The 18,966-nt window shown below is 68.2% G+C and carries 19 protein-coding genes and 2 riboswitches; of the genes, 9 read left to right on the top strand and 10 right to left on the bottom strand.

Annotation, left to right across the window (positions count from 1 at the left end; all coding sequences use genetic code 11):
- Window positions 1-19: 19 nt before the first annotated feature.
- Entirely contained in the window at window positions 20-865 is an 846-nt protein-coding gene (thiD, locus tag GXN78_RS00965) for a bifunctional hydroxymethylpyrimidine kinase/phosphomethylpyrimidine kinase (RefSeq protein WP_106558452.1), read from the top strand.
- Here the strand turns inward: thiD and GXN78_RS00960 are convergent.
- Both GXN78_RS00960 and ilvD read right to left on the bottom strand, forming a co-directional pair.
- Window positions 810-2,129: a cytosine permease gene (locus GXN78_RS00960; RefSeq protein ID WP_106558451.1), complete on the bottom strand. Its 1,320-nt coding sequence runs from the start codon at window positions 2,127-2,129 to the stop codon at window positions 810-812. The two genes, thiD and GXN78_RS00960, sit on opposite strands and share 56 nt — an antisense overlap.
- Window positions 2,130-2,212: 83 nt before the next feature.
- A riboswitch (TPP riboswitch) is annotated at window positions 2,213-2,323 on the bottom strand.
- 55 nt (window positions 2,324-2,378) lie between these two features.
- Window positions 2,379-4,073, bottom strand: a complete 1,695-nt coding sequence (gene ilvD, locus GXN78_RS00955) for a dihydroxy-acid dehydratase (RefSeq protein ID WP_106558450.1) — start codon at window positions 4,071-4,073, stop codon at window positions 2,379-2,381.
- Window positions 4,074-4,171: 98 nt separating this feature from the next.
- Between ilvD and GXN78_RS00950 the strand changes: the two genes are divergently transcribed.
- Together GXN78_RS00950 and lgt are read left to right on the top strand one after the other, a co-directional pair.
- Complete coding sequence (locus tag GXN78_RS00950) at window positions 4,172-5,113, top strand: LysR family transcriptional regulator (RefSeq protein WP_106558449.1); 942 nt, start codon at window positions 4,172-4,174, stop codon at window positions 5,111-5,113.
- Window positions 5,114-5,173: 60 nt separating this feature from the next.
- Window positions 5,174-6,007 carry a prolipoprotein diacylglyceryl transferase gene (lgt, locus tag GXN78_RS00945; protein WP_106558448.1) on the top strand — a complete coding sequence of 278 codons (834 nt, stop codon included), beginning with the start codon at window positions 5,174-5,176 and terminating at the stop codon, window positions 6,005-6,007.
- Between the two features lie 56 nt (window positions 6,008-6,063).
- On the opposite strand, the gene GXN78_RS00940 is transcribed toward lgt, so the two are convergent.
- Complete coding sequence (locus GXN78_RS00940) at window positions 6,064-6,585, bottom strand: hypothetical protein (protein WP_106558447.1); 522 nt, start codon at window positions 6,583-6,585, stop codon at window positions 6,064-6,066.
- Window positions 6,558-7,484: a hypothetical protein gene (locus tag GXN78_RS00935; protein WP_106558446.1), complete on the bottom strand. Its 927-nt coding sequence runs from the start codon at window positions 7,482-7,484 to the stop codon at window positions 6,558-6,560. Before GXN78_RS00935 ends, GXN78_RS00940 begins: the two co-directional genes overlap by 28 nt.
- A 179-nt stretch (window positions 7,485-7,663) precedes the next feature.
- Between GXN78_RS00935 and GXN78_RS00930 the strand changes: the two genes are divergently transcribed.
- From GXN78_RS00930 to GXN78_RS00910, 5 genes are all read left to right on the top strand, one after another.
- Entirely contained in the window at window positions 7,664-8,332 is a 669-nt protein-coding gene (locus tag GXN78_RS00930) for a GntR family transcriptional regulator (protein ID WP_106558445.1), read from the top strand.
- Entirely contained in the window at window positions 8,329-9,801 is a 1,473-nt protein-coding gene (locus GXN78_RS00925) for a malonyl-CoA decarboxylase (RefSeq protein WP_106558444.1), read from the top strand. Before GXN78_RS00930 ends, GXN78_RS00925 begins: the two co-directional genes overlap by 4 nt.
- A 76-nt stretch (window positions 9,802-9,877) precedes the next feature.
- Complete coding sequence (locus tag GXN78_RS00920; protein WP_106558443.1) at window positions 9,878-10,870, top strand: tripartite tricarboxylate transporter substrate binding protein; 993 nt, start codon at window positions 9,878-9,880, stop codon at window positions 10,868-10,870.
- Window positions 10,867-11,628 carry an enoyl-CoA hydratase/isomerase family protein gene (locus tag GXN78_RS00915; RefSeq protein ID WP_106558442.1) on the top strand — a complete coding sequence of 254 codons (762 nt, stop codon included), beginning with the start codon at window positions 10,867-10,869 and terminating at the stop codon, window positions 11,626-11,628. Before GXN78_RS00920 ends, GXN78_RS00915 begins: the two co-directional genes overlap by 4 nt.
- 14 nt (window positions 11,629-11,642) lie before the next feature.
- Window positions 11,643-13,193 carry a malonyl-CoA synthase gene (locus GXN78_RS00910; protein ID WP_106558441.1) on the top strand — a complete coding sequence of 517 codons (1,551 nt, stop codon included), beginning with the start codon at window positions 11,643-11,645 and terminating at the stop codon, window positions 13,191-13,193.
- Here GXN78_RS00910 and GXN78_RS00905 read toward each other — a convergent pair.
- Together GXN78_RS00905 and GXN78_RS00900 are read right to left on the bottom strand one after the other, a co-directional pair.
- On the bottom strand, window positions 13,190-14,242 hold the full coding sequence (locus GXN78_RS00905) for a phenylacetaldoxime dehydratase family protein (protein WP_106558440.1): 1,053 nt from the start codon (window positions 14,240-14,242) through the stop codon (window positions 13,190-13,192). The genes GXN78_RS00910 and GXN78_RS00905 overlap by 4 nt on opposite strands.
- A gap of 16 nt (window positions 14,243-14,258) precedes the next feature.
- Window positions 14,259-15,308 (bottom strand): carbon-nitrogen hydrolase family protein, encoded by a 1,050-nt coding sequence (locus tag GXN78_RS00900; protein ID WP_106558439.1) that lies wholly within the window; start codon window positions 15,306-15,308, stop codon window positions 14,259-14,261.
- A gap of 169 nt (window positions 15,309-15,477) precedes the next feature.
- Here GXN78_RS00900 and GXN78_RS00895 point away from each other — a divergent pair, with 169 nt between their 5' ends.
- On the top strand, window positions 15,478-16,434 hold the full coding sequence (locus GXN78_RS00895; protein WP_106558438.1) for a helix-turn-helix domain-containing protein: 957 nt from the start codon (window positions 15,478-15,480) through the stop codon (window positions 16,432-16,434).
- A 40-nt stretch (window positions 16,435-16,474) separates the two neighbouring features.
- Here GXN78_RS00895 and GXN78_RS00890 read toward each other — a convergent pair whose 3' ends face one another.
- From GXN78_RS00890 to GXN78_RS00875, 4 genes are all read right to left on the bottom strand, one after another.
- Complete coding sequence (locus GXN78_RS00890) at window positions 16,475-16,900, bottom strand: universal stress protein (protein WP_106558437.1); 426 nt, start codon at window positions 16,898-16,900, stop codon at window positions 16,475-16,477.
- A gap of 102 nt (window positions 16,901-17,002) precedes the next feature.
- Window positions 17,003-17,818, bottom strand: coding sequence for a sulfite exporter TauE/SafE family protein (locus GXN78_RS00885; protein ID WP_106558436.1), 816 nt, complete (start codon window positions 17,816-17,818; stop codon window positions 17,003-17,005).
- Between the two features lie 280 nt (window positions 17,819-18,098).
- A complete protein-coding gene (locus GXN78_RS00880) occupies window positions 18,099-18,455 on the bottom strand; it encodes a cell division protein ZapA (protein ID WP_106558435.1) in 357 nt (118 codons plus the stop codon).
- On the bottom strand, window positions 18,452-18,679 hold the full coding sequence (locus GXN78_RS00875; RefSeq protein ID WP_077002748.1) for a DUF904 domain-containing protein: 228 nt from the start codon (window positions 18,677-18,679) through the stop codon (window positions 18,452-18,454). The genes GXN78_RS00880 and GXN78_RS00875 overlap by 4 nt, the downstream gene beginning before the upstream one ends.
- Window positions 18,680-18,718: 39 nt before the next feature.
- A riboswitch (cobalamin riboswitch) is annotated at window positions 18,719-18,958 on the top strand.
- The last annotated feature ends 8 nt before the right edge of the window (window positions 18,959-18,966 follow it).

Below are 18,966 nucleotides of genomic sequence, written 5' to 3'. Positions count from 1 at the left end.
GTGGCCCATAATTTTCGGCATGACCCAAGCAACTTCCCGCTATGCGCGCGTGCTCTCGATCGCCGGTTCCGACAGCGGCGGCGGCGCCGGCATCCAGGCCGACCTCAAGACCTTCTCGGCCCTGGGCTGCTACGGCATGACGGCCATCACCGCGCTGACCGCGCAGAACACACTGGGCGTCTCCGGCATCCACGGCGTGCCGCCGGAATTCCTCAAGGCCCAGATCCGGGCGGTGGTGGAAGACATCGGCGTCGACGCGGTCAAGCTCGGCATGCTGCATGCGCCCGAGGTGGTGGAGGTGGTGGCCTGGGCCATCGACCACTACCAGCTCGACAAGGTGGTGCTCGACCCGGTGATGGTCGCCACCAGCGGCGACCGGCTGATCGCCGCCGAGACCGTGCAGGTGCTGGTGCGCGAGCTGTTCCCGCGCGCGACCGTGGTCACGCCCAACCTGGACGAGGCGGCGCTGCTGATCGGCCATGCCATCGACGGCGTCGACGCGCTCGACGATGCGGCGAGCGAGCTGCTCGCGCTGGGCGCGCACGCCGTGCTGCTCAAGGGCGGCCACCTGCCGGGCAACGACGTCGTGGACCTGCTGGCCGAAGCCGATGGCGAGCGGCTGCGCCTGGCGTCGGAGCGCATCGCGAGCCGCAACCTGCACGGCACGGGCTGCACCCTGTCCTCGGCCATCGCGGCGCACCTGGCGCTCGGCTACGCGCTGCCGGAAGCCGTCGAACGCGCGCGCGGCTACGTGGTGGCCGCGATGGCAGCCGGTGCGGATGTGAAGGTCGGTGCGGGCCATGGACCCCTCAACCACGGCTTTGCGCCAGTGCCGACGGTCCGCCTGCCGCTGCCTGGCGCGTGAACCAGGCCAGCAGGAAGGTGAAGGCCAGCGTGGGCAGGGCCGAACCGAGCTGAGGCGCCCACTTGGCGCAGCCGTGGTAGACGGCGATGCCCGCGATCCAGATCAGCGCGGCACCCAGGTCGACGCGGCGCGTGTCCACCGACGCCGGCGTTTCTCCGGTGCCCAGGCGCCCGAGGATCACGCCGTAGAGCGGCACGAAGACCGAACTGAGCAGCAGCAGAAAGGGCTCCAGCGTGTGCATCGGCAGCACCAGCGCGAAGCCGATGCACAGCACGGCGAGCACGAGGCCCCAGCGCTTCACGCTCCAGCGCGGCTTCAGGCTGTGGGCGGAGACCGAGCCGGAGTAGACGTCGCCGTAGGCGTTGTCGAGTTCGTCGATCAGGATCAGGCCCAGCGCCACCAGGCCGCCCTGCGCCAGCAGCAGGGCCGTCGCCAGGTTGCTGCCCGGCTCGGCCGCGCTCGCCACCATCACGCCCAGGCCATAGCACCAGATGTTGGCGAGCGCATAGCCCAGCCAGGTGCCCGAGAAGGCGCCGCCCAGCCCGCCGGTGCTGCGCCGGCCGTGGCGTGCGTAGTCGGCCACCAGCGGCAGCCAGGAGACGGGCATCGCGATCACCAGGTCGAGCGCGCTGAAGAGGCCCATGCTGCCGTTGCCCGGGCGCGACCAGAAGGCGTCCAGCCCCTTGGCCTGCAACTGGATCGCGAACTGCCAGCTGAGCCACAGCAGCGACAGCAGCACCAGCGGCAGCCCGAAGCGGCTGACGAAGCGCCGCACCAGCTTGACCATGGAACCAGCCAGCAGCGCCAGCAGGACCGCGCCCCACAGCAGCGTGGTCAGCAGGCTGCCGAGGCTGCCATCGAGCGACCAGCCGAAGGCCTGCTTGCCGATGGCCTGCGTGCCCTCGCGCATGATCACGAGCTCGAAGGTGGTCCAGCCGATCAGCTGCACGATGTTGAGCACCACCGGCAGCGGCGCGAAGGCGCTGCCGTAGGTCGCGTGCATGAGGCCGGCGCTGGCCAGGCCGCTTTCGCAGCCCAGGCGTGCGGTCCAGGCCAGCAGCCCGGCGCCGATGCACGAGCCCAGCACGATCGCGAGCAGCGCATCGCGCGTGCCGACCGCCGGCACTAGGTAGGCACCGATCTGCATCACCAGCAGGCCGACGCCGAGGCTGAACCACAGCGACAGGTGGTCGTGCCAGCGGAACACGCGGCTGCCTGCGGCGAGCGGCGTCAGCGCTTCATTGCCTTGAGTTTCGATTGCCATCCATTTGCTCCATTGCAAAGTGTTTGGCAGGTGGGCGAGGCCACGGCGGCAGGACCACCGCGCGAGAGGAGACAAAGACGCGGCGGCCGCCGGACCAGCTTCCCTGCGCGAGGATTACCTCAGTCAGGTTCAAAGGGACTCTCTCAGCCGGCCTGCGACCCTTGGGCCGCGGGCTGGCACCCCTAGCGTTTGCTTCAGTCGGTCTGGCGAAGCAGCGGCCATTGTAGGCCTGCCGCCGCCGAGACCGGATCAGTACTTGTCGAGCACCGCCCCCGAGCTCGCGCTCGAGGCGTTGAAGGCGAACTTGGCCTGCACCCCGCGCGTGTAGCGCGGCGCCGGCGCCTTCCAGCCCTCGCGGCGCTTGGCGATCTCGGCCTCGGGCACGTTGAGCTCCAGCTTGAGCTGGTGCGCGTCGATGGTGATCGAATCGCCCTCCTTGACGAAGGCGATGGTGCCGCCCGCCGCGGCCTCGGGCGCCACGTGGCCGACCACCATGCCCCAGGTGCCGCCCGAGAAGCGGCCGTCGGTGATCAGGCCCACGCTCTCGCCCAGGCCGGCGCCGATCAGCGCGCCGGTCGGGGCCAGCATCTCCGGCATGCCGGGGCCGCCCTTGGGGCCGAGGTAGCGCAGCACCATCACGTCGCCGGCGACGATCTTGCCGTCGAGGATGGCCTGCAGCGCCGACTGCTCGTCGTCGAACACGCGCGCCGGGCCGGTGATGACCGGGTTCTTCAGTCCGGTGATCTTCGCCACCGCGCCCTCGGGCGACAGGTTGCCCTTGAGGATGGCGAGGTGGCCTTCGGCGTACATCGGATTCGAAATCGGGCGGATCACGTCCTGGTCGGCGCGCGGCTGGTCCGGCACGTCCTTCAGCACCTCCGCGATGGTCTGGCCGCTGATGGTGATGCAGTCGCCGTGCAGCAGGCCCGCGTTCAGCAGGATCTTCATGACCTGCGGGATGCCGCCGGCCTGGTGCAGGTCGACCGCGAGGTACTTGCCGCTGGGCTTCAGGTCGCAGATCACCGGCACCTTCTTGCGCATGCGCTCGAAGTCGTCGATGGACCACTCCACGCCGGCCGTGTGCGCGATGGCCAGGAAGTGCAGCACCGCGTTGGTCGAGCCGCCGGTGGCCATGATCACCGCCACCGCGTTCTCGATCGCCTTCTTGGTCACGATGTCGCGCGGCTTGAGGTCCTTCTTGATGGCCTCGATCAGCACCTTGGCCGATTCCTTGGCCGAGTTGGCCTTCTCGTCGTGCGGGTTGGCCATGGTCGAGGAGTAGGGCAGGGAGATGCCCAGCGCCTCGAAGGCCGAACTCATGGTGTTGGCGGTGTACATGCCGCCGCAGGAGCCGGTGCCGGGGATGGCGCGCTTCTCGATTTCGTTCAAGTCCTCGTCGCTCAGGTTGCCGGCGGCGTTCTGGCCCACCGCCTCGAACACGCTCACGATGTTCAGGTCCTGGCCCTTGTACCTGCCCGGCAGGATGGTGCCGCCGTAGACGTAGATGGCCGGTACGTTGGCGCGCAGCATGCCCATCAGGCCGCCGGGCATGTTCTTGTCGCAGCCGCCGACGACCAGCACGCCGTCCATCCACTGGCCGCCGACGCAGGTCTCGATGCAATCGGAAATCACCTCGCGGCTCACCAGCGAGTACTTCATGCCCTCGGTGCCCATGGCCATGCCGTCGGAGATGGTGGGCGTGCCGAAGACCTGGGCATTGCCGCCGGCTTCCTCGATGCCGGCGATGGCGGCATCGGCCAGCTTCTGCAGGCCCGAGTTGCAGGGCGTGATGGTGCTGTGGCCGTTGGCCACGCCGACCATCGGCTTCTTGAAGTCGCCTTCCTGGTAGCCCATCGCGTAGAACATCGAGCGGTTGGGGGCGCGCGACTTGCCTTCGACGATGTTGGCGCTGCGGCGGTTGATTTGGATAGCTTTGGTGTCCATCGTGTCTCTGCTCGTGGGGGAATCGGGGAATGCAAGTATCGGACGATTGACTGATTGCTTCCAATCCGTTTTTAAGGGCCCATTGATATGCTCGGCGTATGAGAGAAGCCTCCATCGAGCTGCGCGCCTGGCGCCAGTTCCTCGCCGTCGCCGAGGAGCTGCACTTCGGGCGCGCGGCGCAGCGCCTGCACATGACGCAGCCGCCGGTCACGCAGGGCATCGCGCAGCTGGAGAAGACGCTGGGCGTCGTGCTCTTCGACCGCACGCGCCGCCGCGTGGCGCTTACGCCGGCCGGCGAGGCGCTGCTGCCCGAGGTGCGCGAGCTGCTGGCGCGCGCGCAGGCGCTGCCCGGCCGCGCCCGCGCGGCGGCAGCGGGCGAGCTGGGGCGGGTGCGGCTCGCCTTCGTCTCGACCATCGGTTTCGAGCGCCTGCCGGCCTGGGTGCGCGAGTTCCGCCTGCAGTGCCCGGAGGTCGCGCTGGAACTGGTCGAGGCCACGGGCGACGTGCAGCTCGAGGCCTTCGCGCGCGGCGAGATCGATGCCGGCCTGATGCTGCATTCGCCCGGCTTCGCGCCGCCGGGGCTGGAGCGGCTGGCGGTGACGGAAGAGCCGTTGGTGCTGGCGCTGCCGGCGCGGCACCCGCTGGCGCGCCGGCCGAAACTGCCGCTGGCGGAGGCGCTGGCCGAGCCGCTCGTGATCTTTCCGCGTCGCATCGTGCCCTCGCTGCACGACGCGATCTTCGGGCTCTACCACGCGGCCGGGCGCGCGCCGCAGGTGGCGCAGGAGGCGATCCAGATGCAGACCATCGTCAACCTGGTCTGGGGCGGCCTGGGCTTGGCCTGGGTGCCGGAGAGCGTGACGCAGTTCCGGCGCGCCGGCGTGGTCTACCGCGCGGCGGCCGAGTTCGCGCCGGCTGCGCGGCGGCGGCCGCTCGTGCTGCCGGCCTGCGAGACCAGCCTGGTCTGGCCCGCCGCCGGCGCCAACCCTGCGCTCGCGCGATTCGTGCAGTTCATCGCTGCGAATGGCTCCGCACGCCAATGACCCCATGGATGCGGCCGCCGCTGCCACGGGCGCGCAAGGACCGCGCGGCACAATAGCCCGATGCTCATGTACCCCCAGATCAACCCCGTGGCCTTGCAGCTCGGGCCGATCGCCATCCACTGGTATGGCCTGACCTACCTGGCCGCCTTCGCGCTGTTCTACTTCCTCGGCACGCGCCGCCTGCGGCACGAACCCTTCCGCTCGATCACCGGGCCGGGCGCCTGGACGCGCAAGGACCTCGAGGACATCCTCTTCCTCGGCGTCATGGGCGTGATCGCCGGCGGGCGGCTGGGCTACTGCCTGTTCTACAAGCCCGGCTACTACCTCACGCACCCGCTGGAGATCTTCTTCGTCTGGCAGGGCGGCATGAGCTTCCACGGCGGGCTGATCGGCGTGATCGCCGCGATGGGCTGGTTCGCGCGTTCGCGTTCGCGGCCGTTCTGGCAGGTGATGGATTTCGTCGCGCCCTGCGTGCCTACCGGGCTGGCAGCGGGGCGGGTGGGCAACTTCATCAACGGCGAGCTGTGGGGGCGCTTCAGCAGCCCCGACCTGCCGTGGGGTATGGTGTTCCCGCAGAGCGGCTCGATGCTGCCGCGGCATCCCTCGCAGGTCTACCAGTTCCTGCTCGAAGGACTGTTGCTCTTCGTGATCCTCTGGTTGTATGCGCGCAAGGAGCGGCGCGAGCGCCGCGTCTCCGCGGTGTTCCTGATTGGGTATGGGGTGATGCGCTTCACGGCGGAGTTCTTCCGCGAGCCGGACGACTTCCTGGGCTTGCTGGCGCTCAACATGAGCATGGGGCAGTGGCTGTGCGTGCCGATGGTGCTGTTCGGCATTTGGCTTTACGTGAGGCCTGGTGCGGCGCGGTCCGCCTATGGAGCGGGCCGCCCGGGCTGATTGCGCGTGAGGGCGGCGGCCGGGACGAGGTCAATACCGCCTCGATTGGAGCGTGATTAGCTCGCGTCTGGTTGAGTCTTTTCTGGCTCATTCTTGGGCTTCAGCACTCGCATGCCTTCTTCATGGGCCAATTTGTTGAGAAGGGTCACGGCCATGGCGTCCTTGCCAATCATTTTCTTCGCGATCTGAGTTGCATAGCCTGCAATGTCGTTGTGAACCCGCTCGACAGATATTGCATATTTCGGAAGTTGAGATGCCGCCATTCTGCCCAAAATTACCCTCATGCCGCCTTCGATGAATGGGGCTGAGTTTTCCCATCTTTCCCATTCTCGCCGATTGCGCTCTACGCAATTTGTGAGAGCCACATAGTGCGGATAGAGGCCGCCAAAGTCGTCAGGGTTCGTGGAGCGGAGGGTCTCAAGACGCGGATTGGAAAGAGTTCGAAGTGAGTGGTTGTGCTCCATTGCCTCCGTCAAGTCCTCGAAGGCCCAGTCTGTGGTGATGTCCAGTTTCAGAGAAACAAGGGTCGCGCTACTTTCAAGAACGGTGGCTAGTGCATTGATGAGCGGGTCGCCCATGTAAACACCGTGGAGGTCGAGGTGTTCCAGCTTAGGATGGGCGGCCAGCGCCTTGAACACATTGGTACAACCGACTCAGGAAAATCGTTCTCCGAGAGATCAAGGCTGACAAGGTTTTCCAGACTGACGAGGCGTGCGAGTGCCTCTGCATCCGATGCGTCGCGGTTGTACATCCAGCACCCTGCAAGTGAGAGGCTGGTCAGCGCGGTCTTTTTCTGAAGAACTTCCCATAGTCTCGTGCACTCGCTCTGAGTCAGCGGGTTGTCGGAAAGATCCAAGCATGCAAGTGTTGTCTGGTGCTCTAGAAAGCTGCTGGCATAAGTGTTAAGAACAGGCGCGAGCGCTGCACCAGCCGGCAAGTTCCTGAGTGTCAGGTCGCGAAGTTTGTCTTGCCTCCCGAGAGTCTTTGCGATATTGCCGTGCCCTTCGATGCCGATGTCAGCTCTCGCGCCCCGGAAGAAGAGCCTGGTCAATGCCGACGTCTCCAGGACGTGCATCAACAGAGCGTAGGATTGAACCGCCCAATCGAGATGCAGATTCTGCAGGTTCGTCAGGGGAGGCCAATTCACCTTGTCGGCAGGCATGCTGCACAAAGTGAGGTGCAGGGACTGCAGTCCGGGCATTTGACCGATGCACCTTGCAAACAAGGCGCTGCTTTCCGTGTCGAATGTCTGCCTAGACACGACCAACTCGCTGATCTGCAAGTCTGGGGATTTGGTCAAGGCGTCGAGCAATTCCCGCCACTCGGCAGCTTTGAGAGGGCTCTCGATGCGGAGCGTCCAGATGCCGTCCTGCGTCAGGGTGACGCCTGGCTGGCAGAAGTTGCTCTTCCGGGTATTGACATCAGTGCGTTCCTTGTAGGCAGGAACAGCATATGGCTTCGCATTTGTGGGGGTCATGGCGCTTTCACTGGTTGGTCGTAGACATCCTCTGCGAATGCAAGAGGCTCAGTGAGTGGCCGTTGCATGCGGATGGTTCCACGTACGAGTTCGGACGACATTCCGAGCCGATCGCCAGAAACATAATTTCGCGTAATTACCAATAATCACAGCCGCACAGCCCTGTTACAACAGCACCCATGCGCATCGTCCACAACTCCCTGCACGACGAAGTCGCCGCCACCCTGCGCGAGGAGATCTTCTCGGGCACGCTGGCGCCCGGCAGCTTCGTCGACGAGGCGGCGCTGTGCGAACGCCTGTCGATCTCCCGCACGCCCTTGCGCGAGGCCCTCAAGGTGCTGACGGCGGAGGGCCTGTTGCGCCACGAGCCGCGGCGCGGCTGCTTCGTGGCCGAGGTCACGCAGAAGGACCTGGACGAGATCTTCCCGGTGATCGCGCTGCTCGAGGGCCGCTGCGCCTGGGAGGCTGCTCGCAACGCCAGCGATGCCGAGCTGGCCGCGCTGGAGGCCCTGCACGACAAGCTGGCCCGCCACGCACGGGCCAAGCGCATCAACGACTACTACGCCACCAACTACGCCATCCACGAGGCGATCATCATGCTGGCCGACAACCGCTGGCTCGCGCAGGTGATCGGCGATCTGCGCAAGATCCTCAAACTCGCGCGCCTGCAGCAATTGCACGCACCGGGTAGGCTTGAGCAAAGCCTCTCGGAACACCTGGCCGTGTTTGCCGCGCTCAAGGCGCGCGACAGCGACGGCGCCGAGGCGGCCATGCGCACCCACCTGAACCGCCAGCGCGAGGCCCTGCGGGCCGTCGCCGCGCAACAGAAAGCGAAGTTGATTTCATGATCACCAATGCCTCCGACTGGATCACGCGCAACGTTTCCCGACTGCGCCCCGGCTCCGACGCCGAGGGCAAGAAGGCCGGCGCAGCCAAGGCGCCCGCGGAGCCCAAGAGCAGGGGCGCCGGCCCGCGCCCGCTGGCCGAGCGGCTGGAGGCCACGCTGCGCCGCAACGGCGAGGCGCTGGCGCCGCGCGCGCTGCGCCGCGCGCTGGCCGAGCTGGAAGCGGTGACCGATCCGCGCATCAGCGAGGTCGAGGCCGGCCGCCGCGCCCATGCGGTGGTGCAGTGGTACGCCGGGCGCGAGCTCGACGAGCGGCGCGACGTCTGGCTGCTGATGAGCGAGCGCTTCGCGCCCGACGTGAAGAAGGTCAGCAGCGCCCGCGACAGCCACCAGGCCGCCATGGGCACGGCCGAGGAGGCGCAGGCCGAGGTGCACCTGCGCCGCGCGCTGGTCTCGCCGCGCCTGCGGCTGCTCCAGCGCTTCGCCATCGAACCCGAGGGCATGCGCTTCCTGGTCGACCTGCGTGCGCAGCTGCTGCCGCATCTCAAGGCGGACCGCCGCCTGCTGCCGCTCGATGCCGAGCTCGAGCACCTGTTCTCCACCTGGTTCGACGTCGCCTTCCTGGACCTGCGCCGCATCAGCTGGGACTCGCCGGCCTCGCTGATCGAGAAGTTGATCCAGTACGAGGCGGTGCACGACATCAAGAGCTGGGCCGACGTCAAGAACCGGCTCGACAGCGACCGCCGCTGCTACGGCTTCTTCCACCCGCGGCTGCCCAACACGCCGCTGATCTTCGTCGAGGTGGCGCTGGTGGACCGCATCAGCGAAGGCATCGTGCCGTTGCTCGACGAGGCGGCGGCGCCGGTCAAGGCCGACCGGGCCGCCACGGCTGTCTTCTATTCGATCAGCAACACGCAAGACGGGCTGCGCGGCGTGAGCTTCGGCGATTCGCTGATCAAGCGCGTGGTCGAGACGCTGCAGCAGGAGCTGCCGCGCCTCAAGACCTTCGCCACGCTGTCGCCGATCCCCGGCTTTCGCGGCTGGTTCGCGAAGAACGCCGGCTCGCTGCTTACGCGCCTGGACGACAAGCGCCAGACCGAGCTGGGCCGCGTGGTCGGCTCGCTGCCGCCCACGGCCGAGCGCGTGCTCGCCGCGGCGGAGGAGTCGAGCACGCTCGATGCCAAGTCGCCGGTGCGCCAGCTGCTGATGAATGCCGCCGCCGAGTACCTCGGCCGCGCCACCGCCGAGGGCAAGCCGGTCGATCCGGTGGCGCGCTTCCACCTGGGCAACGGTGCGCGCGTGGAGCGCCTCAACTGGGCCGGCGACCCCTCGCCCAAGGCCCTGAAGCAGTCCTACGGACTCATGGTCAACTACCTCTACGATCTCAAGCGGCTCGACAAGCACCGCGCCCTGCTCGCGCAGGGCAAGGTGGCGGTGTCGGGCGACGTGGACGATCTCTTTCTCAAGGGTTGATCCCTGGAGGGGCCGTGTGTGGCGCGCCGTGGGCCCCGGCGCATTCGCAAGCAGTTAAACCTCAGGAGACACAGCAATGAGCTCAAGCTTTCAGCGGCGCGACGTCCTGCGCCTGGCCGCGGCCGGCGCCGCCGCCGCCACGCTCGGCGGGGCCGCGTACGCGCAATCGGCCTGGCCGGCCAAGCCGGTGACGCTGATCGTGCCATTCCCGGCCGGCGGCGGCACCGACGCCTTCGCGCGGCCGCTGTCGGCCCAGTTCTCGAAGGTCACCGGCCAGACGCTGGTGATCGACAACCGCGGCGGCGCCGGCGGCACGCTGGGCGCGAGCATCGCGGCCAAGGCGCAGCCCGACGGCTATACCCTCTTCATGGGTGCCGTGCACCACGCCATCGCGCCCTCGGTCTATCCCAAGCTGGACTACGACATCGAGAAGGACTTCGTGCCGCTGATGCTGCTGGCCAGCGTGCCGCAGGTGGTGGTGATCAACCCCAAGCGCGTGTCGGCCACGACGCTGAAGGACTTCGTCGCAGAGGCGAAGAAAAACCCGGGCAAGCTCAACTACGCCTCCGCCGGCGCCGGCACCTCGCACCACCTGGCCGGCGAGCTCTTCAAGCTGCAGACCAACACCTTCATCACCCACATCCCCTACCGCGGCGCGGGCCCGGCGCTGCAGGACCTGATCGCCGGCAACGTGGATTGCATGTTCGACGGCCTGGGCTCCTCCGCGCAGCACATCAAGGCCGGCCGCATCAAGGCGCTGATGATGGCGGGCGGCAAGCGCAACCCTGCCTTCCCCGATGTGCCGAGCGCGTCCGAGGTCGGCCTGCCGGAGTACACCGTCACCACCTGGTATGGCCTGTGGGCGCCCAAGGGCACGCCGGCCGATGTGCAGGCCAAGATCGTGGAGGACATGAAGAAGGCGCTGGCCACCGAGGAGCTGAAGGCGATCTGGGCCAACAACGGCGCCGAGATCCCCAACCTCGTCACCACGGCCTACGGCGGCTTCGTGAGTTCCGAGATCAAGCGCTGGGCCAGCGTGGTCAAGGCCTCGGGCGCGAAGATCGAATGAGGCAGGGGGCCGTCAGGCTGGAGCGCGAGGGCGCGGTCGCCTTCGTCACGCTCGCGAGCCCGGGCCGGCTCAATGCGATGTCGCGCGCGATGTGGCGCGCGCTGCGCGCCGTGTTCGACGACGAGCTGGCGCGCGACGCCTCCCTGCGCTGCGTGATCGTGCGCGGGGAAGGCGGCCAGTTCTGCGCCGGCGGCGACATCTCCGAGTACCCCTCGTTCCGCTTCGACGAAGCCTTGCTGCGCGAATTCCACGAGAACGAGGTCTGGGCCGCCCTTGCCGCGATGCGGGCCTGCGAGCTGCCGCTCGTGGCCCAGATCGAAGGCGCCTGCATGGGCGCGGGCCTGGAGATCGCGAGCTGCTGCGACATCCGCCTGGCCGGCGAGAGCGCGAAGTTCGGCGCGCCGATCGCGAAGCTGGGCTTCCCGATGGCGCCGAGGGAGGCGGCCCTGGTGCGCGGCGCCGTCGGCGACACGCTGGCGCGCGACATGCTGCTGGCCGCGAGCGTGCATGGCGCGCAACGACTCTACGAGGCCGGCTTCCTGCTGGCCGTGCTGCCCGACGCCGAGCTCGCCCCGCAGGCGCTGGCCCACGCCGCACGCATCGCCGAGCTGGCGCCCGAGGCCGCCCGCGCCAACAAGCGTACCCTGGCGGCGGCGTCCACCGAAAGTCTGCTCGCCACCGCCTACGATTACGCCGACTCGCCCGAGCACCGCGAGGGCATCGCCGCCTTCCTCGCCAAGCGCCCGCCCGTCTTCTGAACCTGTCCGACGCCATGATCGATCCGACCAACGCCAATCTCTTCGCCGCGCTGCGTGCCGCCTTCCCCACGGATCTGGACGCCATCGCGGTCGAGACCGACGACGGCCTGTACTACTCCTGGCGCGACCTGGACCGCGCCAGCGCGATGATCGCCAACCTCTTCGAGGCCCTGGGGCTGAAGGCGGGCGACCGCATCGCGGTGCAGGTCGAGAAGTCGGTCGAGGCCATGATGCTCTACCTCGCGACCCTGCGCGCCGGCTATGTGTTCCTGCCGCTCAACACCGCCTACCGCGAGGCCGAGATCGAGTACTTCATCGGCAATGCCGGGCCTGCCGTCGTGGTGTGCAGCAGCGCCAACGCGGGCTGGGTCGCGCCGCTGGCCACCGCGGCCGGCACGCGGCACGTGTTCACGCTCGACGACGACCGCAAGGGCACGTTGCTCGAGGTCGCGGCGCAGTGCAGCGACCAGCACAAGGTGGCCCAGAAGAAGCCGGACGACCTGGCTGCCATCCTCTACACCAGCGGCACCACCGGCCGCAGCAAGGGCGCGATGCTCACGCACCGCAACCTGCAGTCCAACGCCGAGGTGCTGAAGGACTACTGGGGCTGGCGGCCGCGTGCCGACGTGCTGATCCATGCGCTGCCCATCTTCCACGTGCATGGCCTCTTCGTCGCCATCCACGGCGCGCTGATCAGCGGCAGCCAGATGATCTGGCTCAACCGCTTCGATTCGAAGCGTGTGGTGGCCCGGTTGCCCGATGCGACGGTGTTCATGGGCGTTCCCACGCTCTACGTGCGCATGCTGGCCGAGCCCACGCTCACGCGCGAGGCCTGCAACGGCATGCGGCTCTTCATCTCCGGCTCCGCGCCGCTGCTGCTCGAGACCTTCGAGGCCTGGCGCGAGCGCACCGGGCACACGATCCTCGAGCGCTACGGCATGAGCGAGACCGCGATGCTCACCTCCAATCCGTACAGCGCGGTGCAGGGCGAGCGGCGCGGCGGAACGGTGGGCTTCCCGCTGCCGGGCGTGCAGCTGCGCGTGCGCGACGACGCCGGCGAGCCGTGCCTCAACGGCGAGATCGGCCACATCCAGGTGGCGGGCCCCAACGTGTTCGCGGGCTACTGGCGCATGCCCGAGAAGACCAAGGAGGAGTTCACGCCCGACGGCTACTTCAAGACCGGCGACGTGGGCAAGGTCGACGGGCGGGGCTACGTCACCATCGTGGGCCGCAGCAAGGACCTGATCATCAGCGGCGGCTACAACGTCTACCCGGCCGAGATCGAGGGCTACATCAACGAGATGGCCGGCGTGGCCGAGAGCGCGCTGATCGGGGTGCCGCACCCCGACTTCGGCGAGGTGGGCGTCGCGATCGTCACGCCCAAGCCGGGAGCGGCGGTGGACGGCGATGCCGTCATCGCCGAGCTCAAGGCCAGGCTGGCCAACTTCAAGATCCCCAAGCGCTGCTTCGTCGTGCCCGAGCTGCCGCGCAACACCATGGGCAAGGTGCAGAAGGCGCTGCTGCGGGAGCAGCACAAGGGGCTTTTCAAGAGCGCGAAGGCCTAGGCCAGGCCGTTCAGCAGCCCCGTGCGCGGGTGGCAGTTGACGTACTCGTAGCGCTGCTCGTCCGTCTTCAGAACCGACACCTCGTGGTACACGCGCAGCTGCAGCTGGAAGTTCAGCGCCTGCACGTAGCGCATGAAGCCGCCGAAGATCGCCACGTGCGTGGGGTGCGATTCGGCCCAGCGCTCCAGGTCGGCGAGCGAGCGCCAGAAGCTCAGGCCGAAGGACTTCTCGAGCGGTGCGCCCGCCGCATCGAGGTGGCGCATGTAGCGGTTGCTGTAGCAGCCGATGCCCAGGCCCTGATCGCGCAGAAAATCCATGCCCTCGCGCAGCACCGGCTCCATCTCGTCGACATAGAGCGTTCGCTCCTGGCCGCGCGTGTCGGCCCACTCCTGGCCGGAGCGGATCATCGCGAGATGCTCGTGCCCGGCCACGTGTACGCGGCGGCCCGGCTGCGCGGGCGCGACGATGGCGCGCGCACCCGAAGGAACCATCGCGTCGGTCTGCGACAGCGGGATGCGGTCGCGCATCGACCCCCAGTAGGCGTGCTCCTGGATGTCGCCGCTCGCGCCGCCCATCACGACGCCCACGCCCTCGAAGCGATCGGGCGTGTTGAACAGCGTCTCGTAGTGCGCGAGGCGCGGCGAGACGATCTCGCGGAAGTAGCCCAGGCCCTCGTCCAGCCGCTGGTCGGATCGCCACCAGTCGTCGACCTCGGACGTGGCGCACCAGCGCGCGAACGGTGCAGGATCGTTCCAGTAGGCGATCGCGATCATGTTGTCGAAGCCGTCCGCATCGACGAAGTGCGTGAGGTCATGGTGCCCGGGCCCGTCGGGCAGGCCGAAGCTGCGCGCGATGCCCGCCAGCGCGGCGCAGGCCCGGCCCTGCATTTCGGCGCCGCGCGACTGCACGCCGAAATAGCCCATGACCACCTGCGACACCACGTCCGCGGCGCGCGCCGACCATGCGGGGTAGGGCGGCACGTAGTCGTCTTCGATGCGGCGATGCCGCGTGCGCGGGCATTTCAGGTGCTCGGCGATGGCGGATTCCATTGCGCGATCTCCCGGCTCAGGCGGCCAGCGGCAGTTGCGCGCCGGCGGGCGCGGGTTCGGGCTTGGCGACCACCGCCTCGAAGGCGCCGGCCTCTGCGTCCGTCTGCCGCTGGAACACGACCGGCTCGCGCCGCGCCTTGTTGAGCAGCAGCCGCGTGACGTCGGGCCGCGCATAGTGGCCGCTCGGATCGCCGGCCGCCTTGGCCAGCGAGATCATGCCGAGGTCGATGTCGGCCACCACCAGCCCTTCCTGGTCCTCGGCCAGCTGCGTGCCCAATGGCGCGCCGTCGGGGCCGTAGATGCGCGCGAAGCCGCCGCCCACGCGCAGCATCTGCTGCTTTCCTGCATCGGTGCACAGCATCTCGCTCATGGCCGCAGAGACGGTGGCGCAGGGCGCGATCACGAAGCACTGGCCTTCGGCCGCATAGACCTGGCTGGCCGCGTTGTTGACCTCGGCGCCGAGCGCGTAGGCCGCGCCCCGGTAGAGCGAGAAGCTGGGCCAGGCGGCGCAGTGGATCTGCTCGTTCTGTGCGTACATGGCGTACTTGCTGAGCGGCTGCAGATGTTCCCAGCAAGAGAGCGAGCCGATGTTGCCGATCGCCGTTTCGCACACGGTGAGGTCCGAGCCATCGCCCTCGCCGAACACCGTGCGCTCCACGTGCGTGGGCTTGAGCTTGCGGCGCGTCTGCACGGTCTTGCCCTGGTCGTCGATCAGCGCCTGCGCGATGTAGAGGCTGCCCGCGGCCTTCTCGCTGTAGCCGAGCGAGACCCAGACCTTGTGCTTGCGCGCGGCCTCGCGCACACGGTCGAACTCGGGCGAGCCGACGATCAGCGAGTTGTCGTGGTAGCGCTGCACGAATTGCATCCCCCAGGCCGGCGAATCGAGCCAGATCCACCACGGATAGCCCGGCGCCCAGGTTTCGGGAAAGGCGAGCAGCTGCACGCCCTGGGCCGCCGCCTGGGCGATCAGGTCGACGGTCTTGTCGAGGGTGCCGTCGAGGTCGAGGAACACGGGCGCGGCCTGGACGGCGGCGACGCGAAGGCGGGGATGGGTCTTGCTGGCCATGGTGGGCTCCGAAGGGTGGAAGAAAGGGGCTCCGCAGGCAGCGCGCGCATCGGGTTAGCGCTGTGGCATGCGGGTTGCTTGAAGCGTAAGTTCGACCCCGCCATTCATCTTGTCCCGGTCTCGCGGCGTTCTTGTCCCTGCGTTGCGCGCCGCCTCCGGGAGGACTCCCATGACACAGTTGCTCAGCACCGATGCCGTCCCCTGCGACCAGCGGCTGGCCTACTGGACCGACATGATCTGCAACATCTACGTGCAGCTCGGATGCGATCCGGTGCGCGAGGGCTCGCCGGGCGACTTCACCGGCAGCATCCGCCGCCACACGCTGCCCAGCCTCGACATATCGGTGGTGAATTCGGGTGCGCAGAGCGTGATGCGCACGCCCAGCCACATTGCGCGCTCGACCGACGCCTACTTCCTGGTCGGCATTCAGACCGCAGGTCAGGGCGTGGTGCGGCAGGACGGGCGCGATGCCGTGCTCTCGGTCGGCGACTTCGCGCTCTACGACAGCACGCGGCCCTACCAGCTGCTGTTCGACGATGCCTTCGAGCAGATCGTGCTCAAGCTGCCGGGCGAGCGCCTGCGCAGCGAACTGCGCGACACCGAGGCGCTGACGGCCACCACCGTGTCGGGGCGCGAGGGCGCCGGCCATCTGCTGATCAGCATGATCCGCACCCTGCGCGAGGACATCGATGCGCTGCAGCCCGCGTCGGCGCTGGCGGTCGCCAACGGCGTGCTCAACATCCTCGTGGCCGGGCTGCAGACGCTGCCCGCGGCCCGCTCGCCGGGGCTGAGCCAGCTCGCGGCCTTCCACCTGGCGCGCATCAAGCGCCGCATCGACGAGCAATTGGCCGACCCGGCGCTGTCGGTCAGCAGCCTGGCGGCGCAGCTCGGCCTGTCGGCGAGCCAGGTCCATCGCGTGTTCGGCAGCGAGCCGCTGACGCCCGCGCAGTACATCTGGGAGCGCCGGCTGGAGGCCTGCAGTCGCGACCTGCGCGAGCCGCGCCTGGCCGGCCGCACGGTCAGCGAGATCGCCTTCGGCCGCGGCTTCAACGACGCGGCGCATTTCAGCCGCGTTTTTCGCGAGCGCTTCGGATGTTCGCCGCGCGAGTGGCGGCTGCGGCACTAGCCGTTCTTCAAGGCCCACCGGCGCCCCGCGGGGCGGACGGCTACTGCACCAGCAGCACCGAGATGTCCGTCTCCGAGACGACCTTGGTCGCCACCGAGCCCATCAGCGCGCGGCCGAGGATGCCGTGGCCGTGGGTGCCCATCACGACGAGCTTGGCGCCGGATTCGGTCGCTGCCTTCAGGATCTCCTCGGCGGCGTGGCCGTGGCGGCCCTGCGTGCTGAAGCTCGTGACGCCCTGCTTCTCGAAGAAGGCCTTGACGGGCTCGAGGACCTTGGCGTTCTCTTCGGAGTAGTAGTCCGCCACCACTTCGCGGCTCAGGTGGCGCGCCACGTGGCCGGGTACGCCGGTGCACACGTGCACCATGATCAGCTCATTGCCTTCGACGAACATGGCGCGGTTGGCGACCAGGTAGTCGAGCGCCTTCTGAGTATGGGAACTGCCGTCGACGGCGACCAGGATCTTCATGCACAGCCTCTCGTTTGCTTGGCCTGCGGCCAGGCGCCGCATGACAGGGTTATACGGCGCGGCGCCGCGTGCGTACAGAGAAGCCGAGCGGATGCAGGGATTTCAGCCCCGCAGGCCCTTCCACAGCATGTAGGCCGCCAGCACGTACAGGATGCTCGCGAACACGCGCTTGAGCTTCGACACGGGCAGGCTGTGCGCGGCCTTGGCGCCGAGCGGTGCGATGAAGAAGCTGCACGCCGCGATCACGACCAGCGCCGGCAGCCAGATGTAGCCCACCGAACCCTCGGGCAGCCCCTGCACCGCCTGGCCGCTCGCCACGTAGCCGGCCACGTTGGCCACCGCGATCGGAAAGCCCAGGGCGGCGCTGGTCGCCACGGCGTTGTGGATCGCGATGTTGCACCAGGTCATGAAGGGCACGCTGATGAAGCCGCCGCCCGCGCCCACCAGGCCCGAGATGAAGCCGATGGCGCCGCCGGCCGCGAGCTGGCCACCGGTGCCCGGCATCTGGCGCGTGGGCTTGGGCTTCTTGTCGAGGAACATCTGGGTGGCCGAGAAGCCGACGAAGAGCGCGAAGAAGACCGCCAGCGCCTGGCCCTTGAGCAGCGCGAACACGCCCAGGCTGCCCACCAGGCTGCCGATCACGATGCCCGGCGCGAGCCGCCGGGCGATGTCCCAGCGCACGGCGCCGCGCTTGTGGTGCGCGCGCACGCTCGAGATCGAGGTGAAGATGATGGTGGCCATCGAAGTCGCGATCGCCATCTTGACCGCCAGGTCGGCCGGTACGCCCCGGTGGCCGAGGATGATGGTGATGAAGGGCACCATCAGCATGCCACCGCCGATCCCCAGCAGGCCGGCGAGGAAGCCGGTGCCGACGCCGAGCGCGGCGAGTTCGGCAACCAGCAGGGGGGCGATCGTCATCGGAGAGGTCTTGGTGTTCTTAAAAAAACCACGGCCCCGAAAGCGGGGCCGTGGCCGTCGATGAAAGGTGTCTGCGAGTGGGGCCGGACTCGCATCCTGAACCGGGGTTCAGGTGGGCGAGGGCAGCAAGGCTTCGGGTTCATCTGACGCGAGATGATCACACCCACCGAGCGATATACCAAGCCCTGCTCCGTAGAGCATTGGAACAAGGACATATAGAGCCCGACGCACACCGCAGACGAAGCGGATTTTACGCCCCCCGGGCGCCGGTGGGCACGCCTCAGAGCAAATGACCGTCGCCGGCCAGGGCCTGGTCGAGGCGTCGGATCAATTGCGCTGCATGGGCATCGTCGATGTCGTCGGTGCCGGAACCCGCGGCAGGAGCGGGCGCCGGTGCCGCCGCTGCCGCCGGTGCTGCGACGGCAGCGAGCGAGGCCTCGCGCTGGGCCAGGTCGAAGGCCAGGTTCAGCGAGGCCAGGACCGCGATGCGGTCGCGCGCCTTGACCTTGCCCGCATCGCGGATCTTGCACATCGCGGCATCGACGCGATCGACCGCTTCGCGCAACTGCGGCTCGCCGCCTTCGGGGCAGCCGAGCAGGTAGCTCTGGCCCATGATCTGGACTTCTATTTGCTTCATCGGGGCGTTGAGGCGTCTTGGGAGGGATCGGCCGGCAGTTGCTCGAGCAGCGCATCGAGCCGAGTGCGCGCCGCGGCCAGGCGCGACTTGAGCGCATCGCGCTCGCGCGTGAGCGCATTCACCTGGTCTTGCAGCAGCGCGTTGGTGCGCTGCACTTCCTCGTGGCGCACGAGCAAACGTTCGACGCGCTCGGCGATCTGATCAATTCGGCTCGGTGCAGGCATGGGGGGCGATTGTAGTTTCCGGCCAAGCCTGCGTTTACACATAAAATCCCGCGCGTTGGTGCTCGCGACGTGGTTCACGCGCCGCAGTTCAACGGGAAGCAGGAGTCGAAGCCCTTCAGGGCCCAGCCAACCTGCGCTGCCCCCGCAACGGTCAAACAGCCGGCACCCCTCGGTGCCACCCTCGTCGAAAAGCCACTGGGCGCCCTGAAACAGGTGCCTGGGAAGGCGGCGGGGGCCGCGTTGTCAGCCCGGATACCGGCCAACGAGGCGGCTGCCGCATGCGCGAG

Source organism: Variovorax sp. WS11 (assembly GCF_010499245.1).
Lineage (GTDB): Bacteria > Pseudomonadota > Gammaproteobacteria > Burkholderiales > Burkholderiaceae_C > Variovorax.
Note: the sequence above shows the minus strand (reverse complement) of the source record. Positions and strands in the feature narration are given on the sequence as shown.